The sequence below is a fragment of the Pseudomonas sp. P1_F7 genome, assembly GCF_056405655.1.
Genome location: NZ_JBFUBR010000029.1, coordinates 1 through 23159, shown reverse-complemented (window position 1 = coordinate 23159; position 23159 = coordinate 1). Strand labels below are relative to the sequence as shown.

Below are 23159 nucleotides of genomic sequence, written 5' to 3'. Positions count from 1 at the left end.
GCAAGCTCGCTCCCACAGGGATTTTTGGCGTTTTCGAGGTCCTCGGTCATTCACGACCTGAATAGAAGACAACCTCTAATCCCCAGCTACTATTGTGCCCAGCTCCCCTACCTATAAGAGGCTGCGCACATGAGTCTTTCCTCTTTCAAAATCGCTCACAAATTGATCACCGGCGCAGGTGCCATCGAGCAACTGTCTGCCGAACTGGCGCGTCTGGACATAGACAACCCACTGATCGTTACTGATGCCGCTTTGGTGAAATCCGGCACGGTAGAACTGGCACTGGCGCAGCTGGGCGAACGCAGTTACGAGATTTTCGACAGGGTACTGCCGGACCCGGAAATCGCCATCGTCGAAGACTGCATGCGGGTCTACCGCGAAGGCGGGCACGATGGCTTGATCGGCCTGGGTGGCGGCAGTGCCATCGACATCGCCAAGAGCGTGGCGGCCTACGCCGGGTACCACGGTGCGCTGGAGGACTTGTTCGGTATCGATCAGGTACCGCGCAAAGGCCCGCCGCTGATCGCCATCCCGACCACCGCCGGCACCGGCTCGGAGGTGACCAACGTGGCCATCCTTTCCGACAAGGTCGCGCAACTGAAGAAGGGCATCGTCAGCGACTACCTGTTGCCGGACGTGGCGCTGGTCAGTCCGCAAATGACCCTGACCTGCCCGCGCAGCGTCACGGCGGCCAGCGGCGTCGATGCGCTGGTGCATGCCATCGAGTCCTATCTGTCGGTCAACGCCTCGCCGATTACCGATGCCCTGGCCATCGGCGCCATCAAGTTGATCGCCAAGGCTTTGCCCAAGGCCTACGCCAACCCGTCGAACCTGCAAGCCCGGGAAGACATGGCCACCGCCAGCCTGATGGCCGGCATGGCGTTCGGCAATGCCGGGGTTGGCGCGGTGCATGCGCTGGCGTATCCGCTGGGCGGGCGTTTCAACATTGCCCATGGGGTCAGTAATGCCTTGCTACTGCCCCATGTCATGACCTGGAACAAGATGGCCTGCATCGAACGCATGCAGGATATCGCTGAGGCCATGGGCGTGAAGACCACTCACTTGAGCATCAACGAAGCGGCCGACAAAGCCGTGCAAGCCATGTCCGAACTGTGCGCCACCGTGGAAATTCCCCAGGGCCTGCGCAGCTTCGGTGTGCCCGAGGAGGCCATCCCGTCCATGGCCGTGGAAGCAGCGGGGATCGAGCGCTTGATGCGCAACAATCCGCGCAAGTTGAGTGCCGTCGATATCGAAAAAATCTATCGCGCGGCGTACTAGAGCCTTTGCTGTTATTGGATGATGGCAAGGTCCAATCATCGCGCTCACGGTGCGCGCGTCAAAGCATGAGGTATACAATGCGCGCCATCGTGATTCTGCTCAGAAAAGGTGCGTCATGCAGCCCTTCGTAATTGCTCCGTCGATTCTCTCCGCCGACTTCGCCCGCCTGGGTGAGGAGGTGGACAACGTCCTGGCCGCCGGCGCCGACTTCGTGCACTTCGATGTCATGGACAACCACTACGTACCGAACCTGACCATCGGCCCGATGGTCTGCTCGGCGCTGCGCAAGTACGGTGTGACTGCACCGATCGACGCGCACCTGATGGTCAGCCCGGTGGACCGCATCGTCGGCGACTTTATCGAAGCCGGCGCTACTTACATCACCTTCCACCCGGAAGCTACGCAGCACATCGACCGCTCCCTGCAATTGATCCGCGAAGGCGGCTGCAAGTCGGGCCTGGTGTTCAACCCGGCGACCCCGCTGGACGTGCTCAAGCACGTCATGGACAAGGTCGACATGATCCTGTTGATGAGCGTCAACCCGGGCTTCGGCGGGCAGAAGTTCATCCCCGGCACCCTCGACAAGCTGCGTGAAGTGCGGGCGCTGATCGATGCGTCGGGCCGTGACATTCGCCTGGAAATCGACGGTGGCGTGAACGTGAATAACATTCGCGAAATCGCAGCGGCAGGCGCTGATACCTTCGTCGCCGGCTCGGCCATCTTCAATGCGCCGAACTATCAGGAAGTCATCGACAAGATGCGTTCCGAACTGGCGCTGGCTCGCCCATGAGTGGTTTTGAGCAGCTGTTCCCGGGGCAACTGCCGCGGCTGGTGATGTTCGATCTGGACGGTACCTTGATCGACTCGGTCCCGGACCTGGCAGTGGCTGTGGACAAGATGCTGCTCAAACTCGGTCGTAAGCCCGCCGGTCTGGAAGCGGTACGCGAATGGGTCGGCAACGGCGCGCCGGTGCTGGTGCGTCGTGCGTTGGCTGGCGCTATCGATCATTCGACGGTCGATGACCACGAGGCCGAACGGGCGCTGGAGTATTTCATGCAGGCTTATGGCGAGAGCCATGAGTTGACCGTGGTTTACCCCGGCGTGCGCGACACCCTCAAATGGCTGCAAAAGCAGGGCGTCGAGATGGCGCTGATCACCAACAAGCCGGAGCGTTTCGTCGCGCCGCTGCTGGATCAGATGAAAATCGGCCGTTATTTCCGCTGGATCATCGGCGGCGACACCCTGCCACAGAAAAAACCCGATCCGGCCGCGCTGTTTTTCGTGATGAAAATGGCCAACATTCCGGCTTCGCAATCGTTGTTCGTCGGTGATTCGCGCAGCGATGTGCTGGCGGCGAAAGCGGCGGGGGTCAAGTGCGTGGCCCTGAGCTACGGCTATAACCACGGCCGGCCAATTGCCGAAGAATCGCCGGCGTTGGTGATCGACGATCTGCGCAAGCTAATTCCCGGTTGCCTGGATCCGGCGGCTGGGATAACGTTGGCCGACGCTGTCAAACCCCCTTCTGGAAACGCCATCGTGGTGGTCACTCGCAAACTCTGGATGAAAGTCATCAAGGCCCTGGCCCGCTGGCGTTGGCGCGCCTGACTTGATCCTGGCCGGCTTCCGGCGCGTTTGCACACCTGACTGTTCGACCCTCAAGCCACGAGGCACCTCATGATCCGCGAAGAATTCCTGCGTTTGGCCGCTGCCGGCTACAACCGCATCCCGCTTGCCTGTGAAACCCTGGCCGACTTCGACACGCCGCTGTCGATCTACCTGAAGCTGGCCGACGAGCCCAATTCCTACTTGCTGGAGTCCGTACAGGGCGGCGAGAAGTGGGGCCGTTACTCGATCATCGGCCTGCCGTGCCGCACCGTGCTGCGGGTTCACGACCATCATGTCAGCGTGACCGTCGACGGCGTCGAGACCGAAAGCCACGACGTGGAAGACCCGCTGGCCTTCGTCGAAACCTTCAAGGCTCGCTACAACGTGCCGACCATCGCCGGCCTGCCACGTTTCAACGGCGGCCTGGTGGGCTACTTCGGTTATGACTGCGTGCGTTACGTGGAGAAGCGTTTGGGCAAGTGCCCGAACCCGGATCCGCTGGGCGTGCCGGACATTCTGCTGATGGTCTCCGACGCCGTCGTGGTGTTCGATAACCTGGCTGGCAAGATGCACGCCATCGTTCTGGCCGCCCCGTCCCAAGACAACGCCTTCGAGCAAGGCCAGGCACGCCTGGAAGAGCTGCTGGAAAAACTCCGTCAGCCAATCACGCCGCGCCGTGGCCTGGACTTCAGCAAGCAACAATCGGCCGATCCGATATTCCGCTCCAGTTTCACCCAGGACGATTACGAAAAAGCCGTCGACACCATCAAGGAATACATCCTGGCCGGTGACTGCATGCAGGTCGTGCCGTCCCAGCGCATGTCGATCGACTTCAAGGCTGCACCGATCGATCTGTACCGCGCGCTGCGTTGCTTCAACCCGACGCCTTACATGTACTTCTTCAACTTCGGTGACTTCCACGTCGTCGGCAGTTCGCCGGAAGTGCTGGTGCGGGTCGAAGACAACCTGATCACCGTGCGCCCGATTGCCGGTACCCGTCCACGGGGGGCCAACGAAGAGGCTGACCTGGCGCTGGAAAAAGACCTGCTGTCGGACGACAAGGAGATCGCCGAGCACTTGATGCTGATCGACCTCGGTCGCAACGACACCGGTCGTGTATCGGAAATCGGCTCGGTGAAACTCACCGAGAAAATGGTCATCGAGCGTTACTCCAACGTGATGCACATCGTGTCCAACGTCACCGGGCAACTGAAAGCCGGACTGACGGCCATGGATGCACTGCGAGCGATTCTGCCGGCGGGCACCTTGTCCGGTGCGCCGAAGATTCGCGCGATGGAAATCATCGACGAACTGGAGCCGGTCAAGCGTGGTGTCTACGGCGGTGCGGTCGGTTACTTCGCCTGGAACGGCAACATGGACACCGCCATTGCGATCCGCACGGCGGTGATCAAGAACGGCGAACTGCATGTGCAGGCCGGTGGCGGCATCGTCGCCGACTCGGTGCCAGCGCTGGAATGGGAAGAAACCCTGAACAAGCGCCGCGCGATGTTCCGCGCCGTTGCCCTGGCGGAACAGACCCCGGAAAGCTGAGTTCACCACTAGGGTTGCACCACCATAAAAAAACGCGGCGCCTGTGAGGGCGCCGCGTTTTTTATTGGCTACACATCAGAAGTCCAGCGCAACACCTACGTTGATGCCCTGTTGGGTGAAGTCATCGTCCTTGCGGATGTTGTAGCTGGCGCGCAGTGCCAGGTCTTTGGTGAGGTTGTGACTCACTCCCAGGTTCACACGTTGCAAGTGACTTTGCGGGGTGTAGCCTTCCAGCGTGAACTGGTTGTTCGGCAGGCTGTTGAGGTTGATGTCCACGTCCTGGGTATCGTCGTTGTACTCGCGCTCGATTGCCGCTTCGCCGAAAACCTGGGTTTGCGGGGTGATCTGGTATTTGCCCTGCAGGCCAGCGCCCAGACGCCGGGAAATACGCTCCTGATCGGCGAAGGTCAGCGCCGTGGAATCGTTGCCGTCCTCCGAGTAACCGTCGACCTGCACCTTGGCGAAATCGGCGCTGACAAACGGCGACAGGTGCCAAGGGCTGCTGGCTTGTTGCGCAATGTCGTAACCCACGCGTGCGCTGAAGGCTTCGACGTAACCGCTGGTATCGCCTTTTTCGCCGCGTTCGTTGACGCCCAACTGGAATTTACGCTTGAGGCTATCGTAATCCAGATGCCCGGCCGTCAACGCCGCATCAGCCCACACACGGTTTTGCTGGTACTGGGCGAATGCCGTACCCAGGTAAGTGTTGAGCTTGTAGTCGGAGTCGTTGCTGCCAGCTTCGAGTTTCTGGTTATAGAAACCGGCCACCAGGCCAACACGCCAGGCATCGTCGAGACGATAGCTGCCACCGATGTTCAGGTTGGCTCCGTTTCCGTCGGCGCTTGCTACGCTGTCCTGACCGTCAAAGTCCTGATGCTGTCCGCCGCCGGAAACAATGGCTCGCCATTGGCCGACGCCTTGCCAGTTTTCCCAGTCGGCCAGCCACTGATTGCGCAATTCATCCTGATGCGCGCGCACGGTGCCCTGGGCCATTTCCGGCAGCAAGGTCAGCTCCCACGGCGCCGCCAGCAGGGAATACGCGTAATCGGCAATCAGGCGCTGCCCGGTTTCGGTGGGGTGCACCGAGTCGTTGTAGATCAGCTTGGTCGGGTCCGGCGTGGCGCTGTTGATGCCGTAGCGGGCGTTCTCGGTGCAGCCGCTGCCGCTGAAGCAAGTGGCGATGAGGTTCTGGTCGGTGGCCAGGCCAAACTGTGCCGGGTTGGCGAACGTCTCTTTGAGCAGTACCGGAATGTTGAGCGGGATGACTTCGGCATTGATGTTTTGCAGTCGGCTTACCAGTTCAGTGTTGAACTGGGCGCTGAGTTGGGACGTGAACGCTTGCAGCGGGGTGCCGTTGAACGCCGGGGTAAAGCCGATATCGGGCAGCAACCAGACCATGACGTATTTGGCGCCGGCGGTTTGCAGCGTCTGCACGCTGTCGGCCAGGCGGTCGGCGGCGGCGCTGGCCTGGGGCAGGCTGGTGACGCGACCTTGCAGGAAGTCGTTACCGCCACCCGACAGGTAATACAGTGCGTTCGGGTCGGCACGGAAGTTATTGGATGGAAGATAGCCGGCCCGGGTGCGTTCGCCGGTGGCGGAGGTGCTGGTAATCGAATCAAGAATCTGGTCGGTACGGTAGCCGCTTACAGCCCAGTTGTTACCATCAGGCAGGCCTTCGTTGGCGCGAACTGCTGAAGCAGAGGATGCCGTCTGGTCCGGTGAAAACCCCAGTTTCCCACCCAGAATCTGTGTGGAGTTGAGCGAGCGGACTTCGCCGCTGCCATCCAGGTACACCGGCCCCGTCCGGTTGGTGAAGCGCTGTGTCGCCCCGGCAGGCCCGCCCGTGTCGGCAAAGGTCCCTGCATCGTTGAGGCTGTCCCCGAAGACAATGAAACTTGTATAAGGATTAGGTGCGGCGTTCGCCTGGGCGCATGCGATCGCGAGCAAGCATCCTGCGAGCGGTACAAACAACGACTGTTTGATCATGAGCAAGTCCGTTTATTTATTGTTTTAGTGAACGAAACGACAGTACCAAAAACCTTCGGCCTTTTGCCATCTGTCGCGAAGCCTTTGATAGTTTCGCGGGCAGTGCCCCCGGCGATATTGCGCGCTCTGCCCAGCTAAGTTACTGTGCCGGGACGTACGAACGAGACCTTCCCCGTGTTGATCATCAGTAAACTCCTGGATCAAGTCATCAAGGCACACGCCCGCTGGCGTTGGCGCGCCTGAATTCTTTTGCCGGCCTCGCCGGACCTGTATCGCTTCGCCTTCTTTACCTGTTTGAAATGCCGCTTTGCTGGCGCTGCTCCAGCACCTGACAAAGCGCAGCGCTCTGCGGGTAAGTCATTCGAAAGCCATCTTTAAAGTCAGTGAATTCAAGAGGTTCTTAACGCCATGTTGCTGATGATCGATAACTACGACTCCTTTACCTACAACGTTGTGCAATACCTGGGCGAGCTCGGTTCCCAGGTCAAAGTCGTGCGCAACGATGAACTGACCATCGCTGAAATCGAAGCCCTCAATCCTGAGCGCATTGTTGTGTCCCCCGGTCCTTGCACTCCGACCGAAGCCGGCATCTCGATTGAAGCGATCAAGCATTTCGCCGGCAAACTACCGATTCTTGGCGTCTGCCTCGGCCATCAGTCCATCGGACAGGCCTTTGGCGGTGATGTGGTGCGTGCCCGCCAAGTGATGCACGGTAAGACTAGCCCGGTATTTCACGAGGACAAGGGCGTGTTTGCAGGCCTGAATCGTCCTCTGACGGTGACCCGCTATCATTCATTGATCGTCAAGCGCGAAACCCTGCCCGATTGTCTGGAGCTGACGGCCTGGACCCAGCTCGAAGACGGCTCGGTCGACGAGATCATGGGCCTGCGTCACAAGACTCTGAACATCGAAGGCGTGCAGTTCCACCCTGAGTCGATCCTCACCGAACAGGGCCACGAACTGTTCGCCAACTTCCTCAAACAAACCGGCGGCACGCGCTAAGGACTTTTCATGAATATCAAGACAGCCCTGAGCCGAATCGTCGATCACCTCGACCTCAGCACCGATGAAATGCGCGATGTGATGCGCGAAATCATGACCGGGCAATGCTCGGACGCGCAGATTGGCGCGTTCATGATGGCCATGCGCATGAAGAGCGAAAGCATCGACGAAATCGTCGGCGCGGTGTCGGTGATGCGCGAGCTGGCGGACAAGGTCGAACTCAAGACCCTCGACGGTGTGGTCGATGTGGTCGGTACCGGCGGTGACGGTGCCAATATCTTCAACGTGTCGACCGCTGCTGCGTTCGTGGTTTCCGCTGCTGGCTGCACCGTGGCCAAGCATGGCAACCGTGCAGTCTCGGGCAAGAGCGGCAGTGCCGACCTGCTGGAGGCGGCCGGTATCTACCTGAACCTGACCCCGGTGCAAGTGGCGCGTTGCATTGACAACGTTGGTATTGGTTTCATGTTTGCCCAGACTCATCACTCTGCGATGAAATACGCCGCCAGCCCGCGCCGCGAGCTGGGCCTGCGTACTTTGTTCAACATGCTCGGCCCGCTTACGAATCCGGCCGGTGTGAAACATCAGGTGGTGGGCGTGTTCACCCAGGCCTTGTGCCGGCCGCTGGCGGAAGTGTTGCAGCGTCTGGGCAGCAAGCATGTACTGGTGGTGCATTCGAAGGACGGCCTGGATGAGTTCAGCTTGGCAGCACCGACCTTCGTGGCAGAACTGAAAAACGACCAGATCACCGAGTATTGGGTCGAGCCGGAAGACCTGGGCATGAAGAGTCAGAGCTTGCATGGCCTGGCGGTGGATAGCCCGGCGGCGTCCCTGGAACTGATTCGCGATGCCCTGGGCAAGCGCAAGACCGAGAACGGTCAGAAAGCGGCCGAGATGATCATGCTCAATGCCGGTGCCGCACTGTATGCGGCCGACCATGCCAGCAGCCTGAAAGAAGGCGTCGCCTTGGCGCACGATGCGCTGCACACCGGTCTTGCTCGAGAAAAGCTTGAGGAGCTGGGTGCATTTACCGCGGTATTCAAAGTGGAGAATGAGGGATGAGTGTACCGACGGTTCTGGAAAAGATTCTGGCGCGCAAAGTCGAGGAAGTCGCCGAGCGTAGCGCCCGTCTCAGCCTTGCCGAGCTGGAAAATCTGGCCAAGGCGGCCGATGCACCCCGTGGTTTTGCCAAGGCCTTGCTGGCTCAGGCCAAGCTGAAGCAGCCGGCAGTCATTGCCGAAATCAAGAAAGCCTCGCCGAGCAAAGGCGTGATCCGCGAGAACTTCATTCCCGCCGACATCGCTAAAAGCTACGAGAAAGGCGGCGCGACCTGCCTGTCAGTACTCACCGATATCGATTACTTCCAGGGCGCCGATGTCTATCTGCAGCAGGCCCGTGCGGCGTGCAAACTGCCGGTGATCCGCAAGGACTTCATGATCGATCCATACCAGATCGTCGAAGCCCGGGCCCTGGGTGCGGATTGCGTGCTGTTGATCGTTTCCGCGCTGGATGACGTGAAAATGGCCGAGCTGGCAGCCGTGGCCAAAAGCGTCAACCTCGATGTGCTGGTGGAAGTCCACGATGGCGACGAACTGGAGCGGGCCTTGAAAACCCTCGACACTCCGCTGGTTGGCGTGAACAACCGCAATCTGCACACCTTCGAAGTCAGTCTGGAAACCACCCTCGACCTGTTGCCGCGTATCCCGCGTGATCGTCTGGTCATCACCGAGAGCGGCATTCTCAACCGCGCCGATGTCGAATTGATGGAAATCAGCGACGTCTACGCGTTCCTGGTCGGCGAGGCGTTCATGCGCGCGGAAAGCCCGGGTACCGAGTTGCAGCGTCTGTTCTTCCCTGAGCGCGGTATTCCCGTCAGCGGCTCGACCCTCGACTAAAAAGCATCGCGAGCAAGCTCGCTCCCACAGGGTTTGATGGTGGCCACAAAATCTATGAGCTGCCGGGATCAAATGTGGGAGCGAGCTTGCTCGCGATAGCGGCATAAGAAGCACCACAGACTTTATGTCCTACGGAATACCTTATGACCTCACCTATTTCCCTGACCATCGAAGCCGGCCTGCAAGCTGAACAGGATCTGTTGGCCTCGGTCTGCGCCGGCGACGCGGAGTTCGGCCTGCTGTTCTGGCAGCCGAGTGATCGGGCGCTGGTCATGCCGCGCCGTTTGAATCGCCTGCCCGGTTTCGAGGCTGCATGTGAAGTGTCGGCAGAGGCAGGTTGGCCAGTACTGTTGCGTGAAACCGGTGGCGAGCCGGTGCCGCAATCGGCCTCAACGATCAACATTGCACTGGTTTACGCGCCGCCGCGCGGCGAAGGGGATCTGAACCGCATCGAAACCGGTTACCGCCGCTTGTGCGATCCAATTTGTCAGTTGCTCGATGAGTTGGGTGGTACTTCATCCCTGGGTGAAATCGAAGGCGCGTTCTGTGACGGTCGCTTCAACGTCAACCTCGATGGTCGCAAGATGGTCGGCACCGCCCAGCGCTGGCGCCAGAGCCAGGGTGGGCAGCGTCCGGTAGGACTGGTGCACGGAGCGATGCTGATCGATAACGAGCGAGAGTCGATGGTCGCCGCGGTCAATCGTTTCAACGAGGCCTGCGGGCTGGAGCAACGCGTGCGCGCCGAAAGCCACATCGCGCTGCATGAGAAGTTCACGGCACCCAATGCTCTGGCACGTCTGGACGAACTCTACCGGTTGATGCTGGCGCAGATGTTCAGCGGCTAGGTTTTCGAGCTTATCGCGTACCAAAGACCACCATGGTCTTGCCTTTGACGCCCACCAGGTTGCGTTCTTCCAGATCCTTGAGCACGCGACCGACCATCTCCCGGGAACAACCGACAATCCGCCCGATTTCCTGACGGGTCACCTTGATTTGCATGCCATCGGGGTGAGTCATGGCGTCTGGCTGTTTACACAGTTCCAGCAGGCAGCGGGCAACGCGGCCGGTCACGTCAAAAAATGCCAGGTCACCGACCTTGCGCGTGGTGTTGCGCAGGCGCTGTGCGATTTGTCCGCTGAGCACGTAAAGAATGTCCGGATCCAGCAGGGATAACTCGCGGAATTTTGCGTAGCTGATTTCCGCGACTTCGCATTCAACCTTGGCCCGCACCCAGGCGCTGCGCTCCTGCTCCAGGCCAGCTTGCTCAAACAGGCCCAACTCGCCGAAAAAGTCCCCGGTGTTCAGGTAGGAAATGATCATTTCCCGACCGTCGTCATCTTCGATCAGGATGGTGACTGAGCCTTTGATGATGAAGAACAGCGTTTCCGAGCGGTCGCCGGCACAAATGATGTTGCTCTTGGCCTGATAACGGCGGCGCTGGCAATGCATCAACAGCTTGTCGAGGTTCTTGATCTTGGGGTTGGGGGCAATCGCAACCATGGTTGTATCCCGAAAAGACTGCACGGTGTGTTTGGTTTTTATAAATAGCGAACGCTGGAATAAAGCTGGCCATGCGCCATTGAATTGGCGTCAGCTTAACAGACACTTCCTGAAATATTCGAGCATTTACCTACAAGGCGGCGGGATATGTCCTAGGACGCCGGGCGCTGTCAATCACGGGGCCTGTGCTAAGCTGGCGACCCTTTTTATACAGTGGAGTCTTGGCGATGAAGGCACGCATCCAATGGGCTGGCGAAGCCATGTTCCTCGGCGAATCCGGTAGCGGTCATGTCGTGGTCATGGACGGTCCGCCCGATGCCGGCGGACGTAACCTGGGTGTCCGGCCGATGGAAATGCTGCTGCTGGGTGTCGGCGGTTGCAGCAATTTCGATGTGGTCAGCATCCTCAAGAAGTCCCGCCAGGCGGTCGAAAGCTGTGAAGCCTTCCTCGAAGCCGAGCGTGCGACCGAAGATCCAAAAGTGTTCACCAAGATCCACATGCACTTTGTGGTCAAGGGCCGCGGGCTGAAAGAAGCCCAGGTCAAACGCGCCATCGAGCTGTCTGCCGAGAAGTATTGCTCAGCCTCGATCATGCTCGGCGCGGCCGGCGTGGCAATTACCCACGACTACGAGATCATCGAGCTCGGTTGAATCGACATTCAACTATCATAAAAGCAGTGCAGACTCTGGCGAACACAAGCTGACGTCTGCATAATGCGCCACTTTTTTCAGGGTAGTGGCCCGTCAGCCGACAGGCCTCGCACCCGAAACAGACAACCAAAATCGCCATCGCGAAGAGGTGTTAACCGTCCTACGCAGGTGCGTTGTTCGCATTTGACGGGCATGCTTGATCACGCGGCCGGGCCGCAAACACATAGAGAGTTTTTAACGGTGAAAAGCAGACTCAAGCTCCACGGGTTCAATAACCTGACAAAGACCTTGAGCTTCAACATCTATGACATCTGCTACGCGGAAACCCCGCAAGACCAGCAGGCTTACGTCGAGTACATCAATAAAGAGTACAACGCGAAACGCCTGACGCAGATCCTCACGGAAGTTGTCGATATCATTGGTGCCAACATCCTGAACATTGCCAGTCAGGACTATGAGCCGCAGGGCGCCAGCGTCACGATCCTGATCTCGGAAGAGCCGGTAACCCCGACCGACAGTCAGATCGAAGAATCCCCGGGCCCGCTGCCTGAAATCATTCTGGCTCACCTCGACAAGAGCCACATCACGGTGCACACCTACCCGGAAATCCATCCGGTCAGCGGTATTGCAACCTTCCGTGTGGACATCGACGTGTCGACTTGCGGGGTCATTTCACCGCTTAAAGCGCTCAACTTCCTGATTCACCAGTTCGATTCGGACATCGTGACCGTGGACTACCGTGTGCGCGGCTTCACCCGTGACGTTGAGGGCAAAAAGCACTTCATCGACCACGAGATCAATTCGATCCAGAACTACCTCTCCGATGACACGTACGACGCGTACCAGATGACCGACGTGAACGTGTATCAGGAAAACCTGTTCCACACCAAGATGCTGCTGAAGAACTTCGAACTGGATAACTACCTGTTCGGCGACGCCACCAGCAACCTGTCCTCTGAGCAACGCGCCCAGGTGACCGAGCGGGTGAAACACGAAATGCTCGAAATCTTCTACGCGCGCAATATGGCGTAAGATTCTCGAACGCAAAAAAGGCGACTCCCTCACGGCAGTCGCCTTTTTTATTGTTATTGTCGAGCCTCTGTAGAAGCAGGCTTGCCCTATCGGGCAACAGAGATATCAGATCCGATAAGTACTCTTTGTCATCACCTTGGCCATCAGACTCATCCCGAACTTCACTGGTGCCGGAAAGCGGAACCCGCCAGCATCCAGCGCACTTTCGGCATGCTGTTCTTCATCGATGCGCATCTGCTCAAGAATCGCCCGGGACTTTTCATCCTCGGCCGGCAATTGCTCCAGATGTTCGTTCAGGTGTTTGCACACCTGGTCTTCCGTCGCCGCAACGAACCCCAGGCTGACTTTATCGCTGATCAGGCCGGCCACTGCGCCAATCCCGAACGACATGCCATAGAACAGCGGATTGAGGATGCTGGTGTGGCTACCCAGTTGATGGATGCGTTGTTCGCACCAGACCAGGTGATCGATTTCTTCTTCGGCGGCATGCTCCATCGCAGCACGCACTTGCGGCAGCTTGGCGGTCAGCGCCTGCCCTTGATACAGCGCCTGGGCGCAGACTTCGCCGGTATGGTTGATGCGCATCAAGCCGGCAACGTGGCGCGTGTCTTCGTCGCTCATTTTCGCATCAGGCTGCACGATGGCAGGCGACGGACGGTACGGCTGGCCGCTGAAGGGCAGCAGGGTGCGCATCGCGGCATCGGCTTGCAGCAGAAGGCGGTCAATTGGCGAGTAGTGACGTTGGGTAGTCATGCTGACCTCCGGGGGAATTTCGGCGGCCAGTTTAACCCAATCGGCCGGGGAAGGTTTGCGCTGGGTCATTGTGATGCAGAGGCTGTGACAGTGTTGTGATGCCTTTTGTGGAAGCGGCAGTGCGCCGCTTCCACAAGGTTTGGCGCAATCAGCCCGGCGGCCAGTGCATTTGGCGCTGACCCAGCACGTGCATATGAATGTGGTAGACGGTTTGTCCGCCTTCTTCATTGCAGTTCATGACGACGCGGAAACCTTTTTCGCAGCCCAGTTCCAGTGCCAGGCGCTGGGCGGTGAACAAAATGTGCCCGGCCAATGCCTTGTCGTCCTCGGTCAGGTCGTTCAAAGTGCGAACCGGTTTCTTCGGGACCACCAGGAAATGTACCGGTGCCTGTGGGGCAATGTCGTGGAAGGCCAGTACCTGGTCGTCCTCGTAAATGATCTTCGCCGGGATTTCCCGGTTGATGATCTTGGTGAACAGAGTATCCACAGCTGTTTTCTCCGTTGTTTGGGCTGGCCTGAGTGTACTCATGGTGTATGCCAGCGCCCAGCCTTTTACCTTGAGTTGGATCAGCGCGGGCAGTAAGCCTTGTTGACCATGCCGGCGATGGTGCGAGTCAGCCAGCGCGAGCCGAGCCGCGGCAGGAAGGCGAACCAGCGGTTGCGCCGTCCCGGAATAATGATCGCTTGATTCTTTTCCAGTGCGCGCACGGTGTAGAGCGCCACTTCCTCGGGGCTCATCAGCAGTTTGCTGTTGGCCAGTTTGTCGCTGTTGAGTTGTGCGGTACGGAAAAATGCCGTGCGGGTCGGCCCGGGACAGAGCACCGAAACCTTGATCGCACATTTTTTCAGCTCAACGCGCAATCCTTCGGAAAAGTGCAGCACATACGCCTTGCTGGCGTAATAGGTGCTCATCCACGGCCCCGGTTGAAACGCCGCCACCGAGGCAACATTCAGAATCTGCCCGCCGCCTTGCAGGGCCATGCTGTTGCCGATCGCGTGGCACAGGCGGGTGAGGGCGAGGATATTCACTTCGATCAGGTCTTGCTCGGTCATCCAGTCCTGGGCCAGAAACGGGCCGCATGTACCGATACCGGCGCAATTGACCAGCAGATCGATCTGCCGGTCGCCTTCTTCCAGCTCCAGCAGGAATCCGGACAGGCGCAGCGGTTCGCCCAGGTCACAGGCACGGAACAAGACTTCCACGCCGAACCTTTGGGTCAGTTCAATCGCAATACTTTCCAGCTGATCACGTTGTCGGGCCACCAGAATCAGGCTGCGGCCGCGCCGGGCCAGCGCTTCCGCCATTGCCAGGCCGATGCCACTGGAAGCGCCAGTGATCAGAGCGTAACGGGTCATGCAGTTCTCCATCGCAACAGCTCCGCGCCGCGACGCAGGTGTCACGGGCCAGGAGCGCTGTTCATTCTTTCGCAGAGTCTACAGGGGGCTGGGCCTTTTCGGCTGTATCGTCGGTGGAATTTGGCACCGGTTCGACCTCGACGTCGATTTCATCGGTGGTGACCGAACTGCTTTCGTAGCTGCTCTGGGCGGCGCTTTTGTATTCTTCCTGTATCGTCGCGAAACTACCGGCCAGCGCGCCGACCAGGATCAGCGCGATAACGATCAGCCACAGCGAAGACAATACCTTGACCGCGGTACTGTTCGGCGGAGGCGGCGGGCCGTAGCGGTTGGCAGTGTCGTTGCCCGGTACGACCATGATCACGAACGGAAAGAAACTGCCAACGAGCGGCACCAGGTTCAGCAGCCACAGCCAGCCAGACCAGCCGACATCGTGCAAGCGTTGAACAGTGATCTGGATGCTGATGAATACAAATCCGACGAACAGGATCAAGGCCAGCAAGCTGCCCAATATCAGGCCGGCGGTCGAATCCGCGCCGATGAGAGCCAAGGCGACCAAGGCAAACACCCCGCAAACGGCCAGGAGCACAGTTGACAGCACCAGCGTCCAGGCGAGGTAACGCAAGCGGCCGATACGGCCATCGAAACTGAAGGGCTTGAGCGTGGCGAATTCCGCCGCGGCTTCGCCGACGGGCGCGCGAGGCGGCGCGTAAGGGGACTGCGGATCTGCAAAAGACGCCTGGCTGCTGGCCGGAGCATGGTCATGAACGTCGGCGAGGTTCAGCTCGATCGGCGTTTCGGCTTCGATGCGGGCGTCGATACCGGTTTTGCTCAGCGCGTGGAGATAGGTCTGGGCATCGGCTTGCGACAGGTTGCGTTTGAGCGCTACCGGACGTCCGGTGAACAGGCGCTCGATGGCCGTGACATCGCTTTTGAACAACTCGGCGAGATTGAGCTTTGCCGTGGTGATGTCGACACCGGGCAGCAAGGCGCCCTCGAATACGATCTTGAAATGATTTTCGCCCATGTGCGAAGCATCCTTGTCGCGAGAGGTTGAAAGTAGAATGTTGTGTTCGGCGAGTGTAGGACCAGCCGGGCAAGACTGGCCAAGGTTTGCTGTCAGCTCGGCCAGCGTTTGGTCAACTGGGCAGCCTGCTCCAGGGCCTTGCGGTACTCCGCGTCGAGACGTGCAATCAACTGCTCGACACTCGGCAAGTCCTCGATTTCTCCCACGCCCTGGCCGGCAGACCAAACGGTTTTCCAGGCTTTGGCCTCATCGCTCACGGGTTTGAGCTTGGAACCGAAGTTGATCTCTCCCTTGCCTTGCAAGGCGTTCATGTCGAAACCGGCGGCCTCCAGGCTCTGGCGCATGAAGCTCGCCGGAACACCTGACACGGCTGGAGTATGGATGATGTCTGCCGCTTTGGATGTCAGCAGCATTTCTTTGTAGGCGTCAGGCGCGTGACTTTCGGTCGTGCCGATAAATCGTGTGCCAAAGTAGGCCAAATCCGCGCCGAGCAATTGTGCGGCAAGAATTTCGTGGCCATGGTTCAAGCAGCCGGCCAGCAACAGGGTCTTGTCGAAGAACTGGCGGATTTCGGCAATCAGTGAGAACGGACTCCAGGTCCCGGCGTGTCCACCGGCGCCGGCAGCCACAGCGATCAAGCCATCCACGCCTGCTTCGGCCGCTTTCTCGGCGTGACGACGAGTCGTCACATCATGGAACACCAGGCCGCCGTAGCTGTGGACCGCATCGACCAGTTCTTTCACGGCACCGAGGCTGGTGATCACGATCGGCACTTTGTGTTCGACGCAGATCTGCAGATCCGCTTGTAAACGTGGATTGCTGTTATGGACGATCAGGTTAACGGCATAAGGCGCGGGGTTTTCCAGTGTCGCCAGCCCGGCTTCGATTTCTTCCAGCCAGGCCTTGAAACCGCTGCTTTCGCGCTGGTTCAGCGCCGGGAAGCTGCCGACCACGCCCTGACGACAACAGGCGAGTACCAGTTGCGGATTGGAAATCAGGAACATCGGCGCCGCCACCACGGGCAGACGCAAACGTTGTTCGAGCAAAGCGGGCAGCGACATTGGAAGTACCCCGGTGAGTGGTGCCTATTGGATTTAGAACGGCCGAACGACGACCAGAATTACGATAGCCAGCAATATCAGAACCGGCACTTCATTGAACCAGCGATAAAAGACATGGCTGCGGGTGTTCTCGCCACGGGCAAAACGTTTTACCTGGGCACCGCACATGTGGTGGTAGCCGATGAGCAACACGACCAGGGTCAGTTTGGCGTGTATCCAGCCGCCCTGGCTGAAGATGCCTGGATTGAGGTAGATGAGCCAGCCGCCGAAGATCAGCGTGGCGATCATCGCCGGGCCCATGATGCCCCGGTACAGCTTGCGCTCCATGATGCTGAAGCGTTCCTTGCTGACGCTGTCCTCGCTTTGAGCGTGATAGACGAACAGTCGCGGCAAGTAAAACAGACCGGCAAACCAGCTGACGACGCTGACGATGTGAAGCGCTTTGATCCACAGATAGAGCATTTTTGGTTATTCCAGGTTCACGGTAGCCCGAATAGTAGAGGCTTGAGGCTCCGCACGTCACCTTGACGGTTGTCGCAGGCGCGCGCGGCCCCTATTATCGACGGCTTTCCAGTGGGTTCGTTGAGGGCAGGTTTATGGTCAAGGTCGGTATCGTCGGCGGCACGGGTTACACCGGTGTCGAACTGCTGCGTCTGTTGGCGCAACATCCGCAAGCTGAGGTGGTTGTCATCACTTCCCGATCCGAGGCTGGCCTGGCCGTGGCCGACATGTACCCGAACCTGCGAGGCCATTACGACGGCCTGGCGTTCAGCGTTCCGGACATCAAGACCCTGGGTGCCTGCGATGTGGTGTTCTTCGCCACACCGCACGGTGTTGCCCATGCCTTGGCGGGCGAACTGCTGGCGGCCGGGACCAAGGTCATCGACCTGTCGGCCGACTTCCGTCTGCAAGACGCGGATGAATGGGCCAAGTGGTACGGCCAGCCGCACGGTGCACCGGAGTTGCTGGACGAGGCGGTCTACGGCTTGCCGGAAGTCAATCGCGAGCAGATCAAGAAAGCGCGCCTGATTGCCGTGCCGGGCTGCTACCCGACTGCAACGCAATTGGGTTTCCTGCCATTGCTCGAAGCAGGCCTGGCCGATGCTGCGCATCTGATTGCTGACTGCAAGTCCGGTGTCAGCGGTGCCGGTCGTGGTGCTTCCGTAGGTTCGCTGTACTCCGAGACGTCGGAAAGCATGAAGGCCTATGCGGTCAAAGGTCACCGTCACCTGCCGGAGATTCGCCAGGGGCTGCGTCGTGCAGCAGGCAAGGACGTCGGCCTGACCTTCGTTCCGCACCTGACGCCGATGATTCGTGGCATTCACTCCACGCTCTACGCAACCGTTGTTGATCGCTCGGTAGACCTGCAGGCGTTGTTTGAAAAGCGTTATGCCAACGAGCCGTTCGTCGATGTGATGCCGGCCGGCAGCCATCCGGAGACTCGTAGCGTACGTGGTGCCAATGTTTGCCGTATCGCGGTGCACCGCCCTCAGGACGGCGATCTGGTGGTGGTGCTGTCGGTGATCGACAACCTGGTCAAGGGGGCTTCGGGCCAGGCCGTGCAGAACATGAACATTCTGTTCGGGCTGGACGAGCGTCTGGGGCTGTCCCACGCCGGCATGCTGCCGTAAGCGTTATCGCGTACAGCAAAAGGCCCGTCTGACGGGCCTTTTTGCATTCCGGGCCGGCGACTGGATTGGTTGATATACCATAACAATAGTTGACCGCTTTTCTAGGAGAAGCGGATAATGCGCGTCATCACGCAATATGACGGCGTAACGCCGGGAGATAGTCAGCATGAGCGTCGAATCCTTCACCCCCACGGCTTTGCAATTCACCCACGGTGCCGCGCACAAGGTGAAGAGCCTGGTCGATGAAGAGGGGAATGATCGCTTGAAGCTGCGCGTATTCGTTACGGGCGGCGGTTGTTCAGGTTTTCAGTACGGCTTCACCTTCGATGAAGAAGTGGCCGATGACGACACCATCGTCGAGCGCGAAGGTGTGAGTCTGGTTGTCGATCCGATGAGCTTCCAGTACCTGGCAGGTGCCGAGGTGGACTACCAGGAAGGTTTGGAAGGTTCGCGTTTCGTCATCAAGAACCCGAATGCGACCACCACCTGTGGCTGCGGTTCTTCGTTCTCGATCTGATCAGCGCACCTGTTTCACAGAGCGCCGCACGACCTCAGGGTCTTGCGGCGTTTTGCTGTGTGGAGAATTTATGCGGGGTAGATGGCGCCGAGTACGCGCAAACCACGGGCACCGGTAACGCTCGGACGGTTGGCTGCGATGCCTTCGAGGCAGCAATGAGCCAGCCACGCGAAGGCCATGGCTTCGACCCAGTCGGGGTCTACACCGTAAGTAGTGGTGCTGCTGACGCTTGCGTTTGGCAGCAAGCTGGCCAAGCGGTTCATCAAGGCAGTGTTGTGGGCGCCGCCGCCGCAGACTAGCAACTCCTGCGTATCTGTCTGGGCGCTTTGCAGTGATTCGATGATGGTCAGCGCGGTCAGCTCAAGCAGTGTCGCCTGAACATCTTCGGCGGCGAAGGCTGGCAGTTGTGCCAGATGCTGTGTCAGCCAAGGCAGGTTGAATACTTCCCGACCGGTACTCTTCGGGCCTTTGGTTACGAAGAACGGATCGCTGAGCAGTGCATTCAACAGCACCAGTTCTACGTTGCCGCTGGCAGCCCATTGGCCGTCACGGTCAAAGTGGTCGCCGCGTTGCTGGTGAATCCAGGCATCCAGCAGCACATTGCCTGGGCCACAGTCGAAACCGGCGACCGGCTTGCCGGGCTCGATAAGGCTGAGGTTGCTGAAGCCGCCAACGTTCAGTACTGCGCGATTACCAGCCCGCTCTTCAAACAGGGCTTCGTGAAAGGCGGGAACCAGCGGCGCGCCTTGTCCGCCGGCAGCGACGTCGCGGCTGCGGAAGTCGCTGACCACGGTGATGCCGGTCAGCTCGGTCAGCAGGGCCGGGTTGCCGATCTGCACAGTGAAGCCGCGTGCCGGTTCATGGCGGATGGTCTGGCCATGACTGCCAATCGCACGAATGTCGTCAGGCTTCAGTTGCTGTTGGGCGAGGAGGGCATGAATCCCTTGGGCTGCCAGTTTCACCCAGTTCTGCTGGGCGATGGCGGAGCGGGCGATTTCGTCCGGGCCGCTGGCGCACAAACCGAGCAGCTCGGCGCGCAGGGAGTCGGGCATCGGGATGTAGTGGGAGGCGATCAGTCTGATCGCCGGGGCTTGCTCGATCAGTGCGATATCCAGGCCATCAAGGCTGGTTCCGGACATCACACCTATATAGAGCGCCATGGCTTAGCGCTTGCTCGAAGCCAGCAGAGTGGCTTTTTCCTGTTCCATGCGCGCCATCAGTGGCTGGCTTTGGGCGAGGAAGCGTGCGCGTTCAGCCTTGGCAATCGGATCGGCCATTGGCAGTTTCTGGCCCAGCGGATCGACGTGTACACCGTTGACCTGGAACTCGTAGTGCAGGTGTGGCCCGGTGGAGAGACCGGTGGTGCCGATATAGCCAATCACCTGGCCCTGTTTCACCGTGCCGCCAGTCTTCACGCCTTTGGCGAAGCCTTGCATGTGGCCGTAGAGCGTGGTGTAGGTGTTGCCGTGCTGGAGGACCACGGTATTGCCGTAGCCACCACGGCGGCCGGCCAGCAAGACCTTACCATCACCGGCAGCCTTGATCGGCGTGCCGCGCGGTGCTGCGTAGTCGACGCCTTTGTGGGCGCGGATCTTGTTCAGGATCGGGTGTTTGCGGCCCATGGAAAACTTGGAGCTGATGCGGGCGAAGTCCACCGGTGTGCGGATGAACGCCTTGCGCATGCTGTTGCCGTCAGCAGTGTAGTAGCTGCTGTTGCCTTGTTTGTTGGTGTAGCGCACGGCGGTGTAGGTCTTGCCGCGGTTGGTGAAGCGCGCCGACAGGATCGGGCCAGTGCCGACGGCCTTGCCGTTGACCACCTTTTGCTCGTAGATCACGTCGAACTCGTCGCCCTGGCGAATATCCTGGGCGAAGTCCACGTCGTAGCCAAACACACTGGCCATGTCCATGGTCAGGCTGTGAGACAGGCCAGCCCGGGCTGCGGACTGCGACAGCGAGCTGTTGATCACACCGTGTACATAGGCAGAGCGCACCGTCGGTTTGGCGGTAATGCGGTTGAAGGTGTAACCCTTGTCGTTCTTGGTCAGGCTGATGCTTTCGATGTCGTTGAGCTTGCTGTGCAGGTTGGTCAACTGACCGTCAGGACTCAGTTCGAATTCGAGTTTTTGCCCGTGCTTGAGCTGGCTGAACTGCTTGGCCTGCTTGTCGCTGGCCAGCACGTCATGCACTGAGGCGGCTGGGAGGCCGACCTTCTCGAACAGTGTAGAGAGGGTATCGCCCTTGGTGACGATCACTTCCCTGTGGCTTGCTGGCTTCTTTTCTTCGACGACCGGCCCCGGCGCAGGTTCGGCTTGAGCGGTTTCCTGGGGGGCTTCGGCGCTGTTGTCGATCTGCGCGAAGGGGGATGTTGCGGGTTCATTTGTGGCTTGAACGACGTCAGCAGCGTCTTGATCTTGTGTCAGTTGTTCAGCAGGACTTTCCAGTTCAAGACTAAGGGTCGTCTTTTTGGCTTCGACATCGCTGGAAGGGAATACCAGGAGCGCCAGACTGAGAAGGGCGGCGATGCCACTTGCGGCAAGCAAGTGGGTTTTCGGGTAAAGCGGCGGCGCTTTAGACGATTCTGTGGTCATAAGTGGCTTTGACTTTGAAAAAAGATGAATTGGAAAAGATGAATGACATGATGAAGATGAAATAACTGTATAAAATATAACCAAATCATCTCTGAAGCAAGTCCGCAGACGCGCTGTCTGCGGATTGGCGTCCGTGCGCCGGGCAAACCTTGTATTTGACGCGCGATCTTGTATGGTTGGTTCCCTTTGAATCTGAGCCTTGCGGGTCTGTTATGAAGTCGGTTGAAGAGCAGCTAGCGCTGATCAAACGTGGTGCGGAAGAACTGTTGGTCGAGTCCGAGCTGATTGAAAAGCTCAAGCGTGGCCAGCCGCTGCGTATTAAGGCGGGCTTCGATCCAACGGCTCCGGATCTGCACTTGGGTCACACCGTGCTTATTAATAAGCTGCGCCAGTTCCAGGAGCTGGGGCATCAGGTGATCTTCCTTATAGGTGACTTCACCGGGATGATCGGCGATCCGAGTGGCAAGAGTGCCACGCGCCCGCCGCTCACTCGCGAGCAGGTCCTCGAGAATGCCGAGACCTACAAGACTCAGGTCTTCAAGATTCTGGATCCGGCAAAAACCGAAGTGGCATTCAACTCCACCTGGATGGATCAGATGGGGCCGGCCGACTTCATTCGCCTGACTTCGCAGTACACTGTGGCTCGCATGCTCGAGCGCGATGACTTCGACAAGCGCTACACCACCAATCAGCCAATCGCCATCCATGAGTTCCTTTATCCGCTGGTTCAGGGTTATGACTCGGTAGCTCTGCGCGCAGACGTCGAACTCGGCGGCACCGATCAGAAGTTCAACCTGCTGATGGGGCGTGAGCTGCAGCGTGGTTATGGTCAGGAAGCCCAGTGCATTTTGACCATGCCGCTGCTTGAAGGTCTGGATGGCGTGAAGAAGATGTCCAAGTCCTTGGGCAACTACGTCGGTATCCAGGAAGCGCCTGGCGTGATGTACAGCAAGCTGGTTTCCATTCCGGATGCGCTGATGTGGCGTTACTTCGAGTTGCTCAGCTTCCGCTCCATGGATGAGATCAATGCGTTCCGCGCTGATGTGGAGGCGGGTGCCAATCCGCGCGACATCAAGATCAAGCTGGCTGAAGAAATTGTTGCGCGCTTCCATGGTGAGGAGGCTGCGGCCAATGCTCACCGTGCCGCCGGTAATCGTATGAAGGATGGCGAGCTGCCGGATGATCTGCCGGAAATCGAATTGACTGCTGCCGAAGATATGCCGATCGCTGCCGTCCTTAATAAGACTGGCTTGGTGAAGAACTCGGCGATGGCGCGAGATCTTCTCGGTTCGGGTGGTGTGCGTATAGATGGTGAGGTGGTTGATCGCACCTTTATGTATGCGCTGGGCGCAACCCATGTTTGCCAGGCCGGCAAGAAGGCATTTGCGCGTATTACGCTCAAGGCTGAATAAAGTTGAAATGAAGTATTGACGGCGAATTTTAGAGGCCTATAATTCGCCCCACTTCCGGCGCAGTCGAAACGGAAAACTCCTTGGTAAACAACGAGTTACGCGGTTTTCGACAGCAGGTGCTTCAGTTCATCGAAGCCAAAAGGGAGTTGAAAAAGAGGTGTTGACAGCTGCGTGTAACGCTGTAGAATTCGCCTCCCGCTGACGAGAGATCTGAAGCGCAAGTGGTTGAAGTTACAAAGGAAACTTTGAAAGCTTCTGAAAATAATCACTTGACAGCAAATGAGGCTGCTGTAGAATGCGCGCCTCGGTTGAGACGAA

General features: G+C 58.9%; 23 protein-coding genes. 13 read left to right on the top strand and 10 right to left on the bottom strand.

Features of this window, described 5'->3' with window-relative positions; all coding sequences use genetic code 11:
- Positions 1-129 precede the first annotated feature (129 nt).
- From AC1D1M_RS29985 to trpE, 4 genes are all read left to right on the top strand, one after another.
- Complete coding sequence (locus tag AC1D1M_RS29985; RefSeq protein ID WP_477778480.1) at positions 130-1278, top strand: iron-containing alcohol dehydrogenase; 1149 nt, start codon at positions 130-132, stop codon at positions 1276-1278.
- Positions 1279-1393: 115 nt separating this feature from the next.
- A complete protein-coding gene (rpe, locus tag AC1D1M_RS29980) occupies positions 1394-2068 on the top strand; it encodes a ribulose-phosphate 3-epimerase (protein WP_429490243.1) in 675 nt (224 codons plus the stop codon).
- Positions 2065-2883, top strand: coding sequence for a phosphoglycolate phosphatase (locus AC1D1M_RS29975; RefSeq protein WP_477778479.1), 819 nt, complete (start codon positions 2065-2067; stop codon positions 2881-2883). The genes rpe and AC1D1M_RS29975 overlap by 4 nt, the downstream gene beginning before the upstream one ends.
- Before the next feature lie 69 nt (positions 2884-2952).
- Positions 2953-4434, top strand: coding sequence for an anthranilate synthase component I (trpE, locus tag AC1D1M_RS29970; RefSeq protein WP_477778478.1), 1482 nt, complete (start codon positions 2953-2955; stop codon positions 4432-4434).
- 75 nt (positions 4435-4509) lie between these two features.
- Here trpE and estP read toward each other — a convergent pair whose 3' ends face one another.
- Positions 4510-6420: an esterase EstP gene (gene estP, locus AC1D1M_RS29965; protein WP_477778477.1), complete on the bottom strand. Its 1911-nt coding sequence runs from the start codon at positions 6418-6420 to the stop codon at positions 4510-4512.
- A 408-nt stretch (positions 6421-6828) separates the two neighbouring features.
- On the opposite strand from estP, the gene AC1D1M_RS29960 reads away from it, so the two are divergent.
- The 4 genes from AC1D1M_RS29960 to AC1D1M_RS29945 all read left to right on the top strand — a co-directional run bounded on the left by AC1D1M_RS29960 (position 6829) and on the right by AC1D1M_RS29945 (position 10159).
- Positions 6829-7422: an aminodeoxychorismate/anthranilate synthase component II gene (locus AC1D1M_RS29960; protein WP_007980194.1), complete on the top strand. Its 594-nt coding sequence runs from the start codon at positions 6829-6831 to the stop codon at positions 7420-7422.
- Between the two features lie 9 nt (positions 7423-7431).
- The gene (gene trpD, locus AC1D1M_RS29955; RefSeq protein WP_223548332.1) at positions 7432-8481 is read left to right on the top strand and encodes an anthranilate phosphoribosyltransferase; all 1050 of its coding nucleotides are present in this window, start codon (positions 7432-7434) and stop codon (positions 8479-8481) included.
- A complete protein-coding gene (gene trpC / locus AC1D1M_RS29950) occupies positions 8478-9314 on the top strand; it encodes an indole-3-glycerol phosphate synthase TrpC (RefSeq protein ID WP_477778476.1) in 837 nt (278 codons plus the stop codon). Before trpD ends, trpC begins: the two co-directional genes overlap by 4 nt.
- Positions 9315-9457: 143 nt before the next feature.
- The gene (locus AC1D1M_RS29945) at positions 9458-10159 is read left to right on the top strand and encodes a lipoate--protein ligase family protein (protein WP_477778475.1); all 702 of its coding nucleotides are present in this window, start codon (positions 9458-9460) and stop codon (positions 10157-10159) included.
- A 10-nt stretch (positions 10160-10169) separates the two neighbouring features.
- Here the strand turns inward: AC1D1M_RS29945 and crp are convergent, their stop codons facing one another.
- Positions 10170-10814 carry a cAMP-activated global transcriptional regulator CRP gene (crp, locus tag AC1D1M_RS29940; protein ID WP_150756616.1) on the bottom strand — a complete coding sequence of 215 codons (645 nt, stop codon included), beginning with the start codon at positions 10812-10814 and terminating at the stop codon, positions 10170-10172.
- Positions 10815-11041: 227 nt separating this feature from the next.
- Between crp and AC1D1M_RS29935 the strand changes: the two genes are divergently transcribed.
- Both AC1D1M_RS29935 and speD read left to right on the top strand, forming a co-directional pair.
- The gene (locus tag AC1D1M_RS29935) at positions 11042-11464 is read left to right on the top strand and encodes an OsmC family protein (protein WP_007941657.1); all 423 of its coding nucleotides are present in this window, start codon (positions 11042-11044) and stop codon (positions 11462-11464) included.
- A 240-nt stretch (positions 11465-11704) separates the two neighbouring features.
- Positions 11705-12496 carry an adenosylmethionine decarboxylase gene (speD, locus tag AC1D1M_RS29930; protein ID WP_477778474.1) on the top strand — a complete coding sequence of 264 codons (792 nt, stop codon included), beginning with the start codon at positions 11705-11707 and terminating at the stop codon, positions 12494-12496.
- A gap of 105 nt (positions 12497-12601) precedes the next feature.
- Here the strand turns inward: speD and coq7 are convergent, their stop codons facing one another.
- The 6 genes from coq7 to hemJ all read right to left on the bottom strand — a co-directional run bounded on the left by coq7 (position 12602) and on the right by hemJ (position 17155).
- Positions 12602-13249 (bottom strand): 2-polyprenyl-3-methyl-6-methoxy-1,4-benzoquinone monooxygenase, encoded by a 648-nt coding sequence (gene coq7, locus AC1D1M_RS29925; protein WP_008051652.1) that lies wholly within the window; start codon positions 13247-13249, stop codon positions 12602-12604.
- A 148-nt stretch (positions 13250-13397) separates the two neighbouring features.
- Positions 13398-13736: a histidine triad nucleotide-binding protein gene (locus AC1D1M_RS29920; RefSeq protein ID WP_007986008.1), complete on the bottom strand. Its 339-nt coding sequence runs from the start codon at positions 13734-13736 to the stop codon at positions 13398-13400.
- 80 nt (positions 13737-13816) lie between these two features.
- Positions 13817-14605, bottom strand: coding sequence for an SDR family NAD(P)-dependent oxidoreductase (locus tag AC1D1M_RS29915; RefSeq protein ID WP_477778473.1), 789 nt, complete (start codon positions 14603-14605; stop codon positions 13817-13819).
- A gap of 61 nt (positions 14606-14666) precedes the next feature.
- The gene (locus tag AC1D1M_RS29910; RefSeq protein WP_477778472.1) at positions 14667-15632 is read right to left on the bottom strand and encodes a DUF805 domain-containing protein; all 966 of its coding nucleotides are present in this window, start codon (positions 15630-15632) and stop codon (positions 14667-14669) included.
- Between the two features lie 92 nt (positions 15633-15724).
- Positions 15725-16693, bottom strand: coding sequence for an NAD(P)H-dependent flavin oxidoreductase (locus AC1D1M_RS29905; RefSeq protein WP_477778471.1), 969 nt, complete (start codon positions 16691-16693; stop codon positions 15725-15727).
- A gap of 33 nt (positions 16694-16726) precedes the next feature.
- A complete protein-coding gene (gene hemJ / locus AC1D1M_RS29900) occupies positions 16727-17155 on the bottom strand; it encodes a protoporphyrinogen oxidase HemJ (protein ID WP_477778470.1) in 429 nt (142 codons plus the stop codon).
- Positions 17156-17289: 134 nt separating this feature from the next.
- Here hemJ and argC point away from each other — a divergent pair, with 134 nt between their 5' ends.
- Both argC and erpA read left to right on the top strand, forming a co-directional pair.
- Complete coding sequence (gene argC, locus AC1D1M_RS29895) at positions 17290-18324, top strand: N-acetyl-gamma-glutamyl-phosphate reductase (protein ID WP_007980174.1); 1035 nt, start codon at positions 17290-17292, stop codon at positions 18322-18324.
- Positions 18325-18490: 166 nt separating this feature from the next.
- Positions 18491-18841 (top strand): iron-sulfur cluster insertion protein ErpA, encoded by a 351-nt coding sequence (gene erpA / locus AC1D1M_RS29890; RefSeq protein ID WP_007906865.1) that lies wholly within the window; start codon positions 18491-18493, stop codon positions 18839-18841.
- 68 nt (positions 18842-18909) lie between these two features.
- On the opposite strand, the gene AC1D1M_RS29885 is transcribed toward erpA, so the two are convergent.
- On the bottom strand, positions 18910-20001 hold the full coding sequence (locus AC1D1M_RS29885) for an anhydro-N-acetylmuramic acid kinase (RefSeq protein WP_477778469.1): 1092 nt from the start codon (positions 19999-20001) through the stop codon (positions 18910-18912).
- A gap of 3 nt (positions 20002-20004) precedes the next feature.
- The gene (locus AC1D1M_RS29880) at positions 20005-21429 is read right to left on the bottom strand and encodes a peptidoglycan DD-metalloendopeptidase family protein (RefSeq protein ID WP_477778468.1); all 1425 of its coding nucleotides are present in this window, start codon (positions 21427-21429) and stop codon (positions 20005-20007) included.
- A gap of 212 nt (positions 21430-21641) precedes the next feature.
- Between AC1D1M_RS29880 and tyrS the strand changes: the two genes are divergently transcribed.
- Positions 21642-22841, top strand: coding sequence for a tyrosine--tRNA ligase (gene tyrS, locus AC1D1M_RS29875; RefSeq protein ID WP_477778517.1), 1200 nt, complete (start codon positions 21642-21644; stop codon positions 22839-22841).
- Positions 22842-23159: the final 318 nt, after the last annotated feature.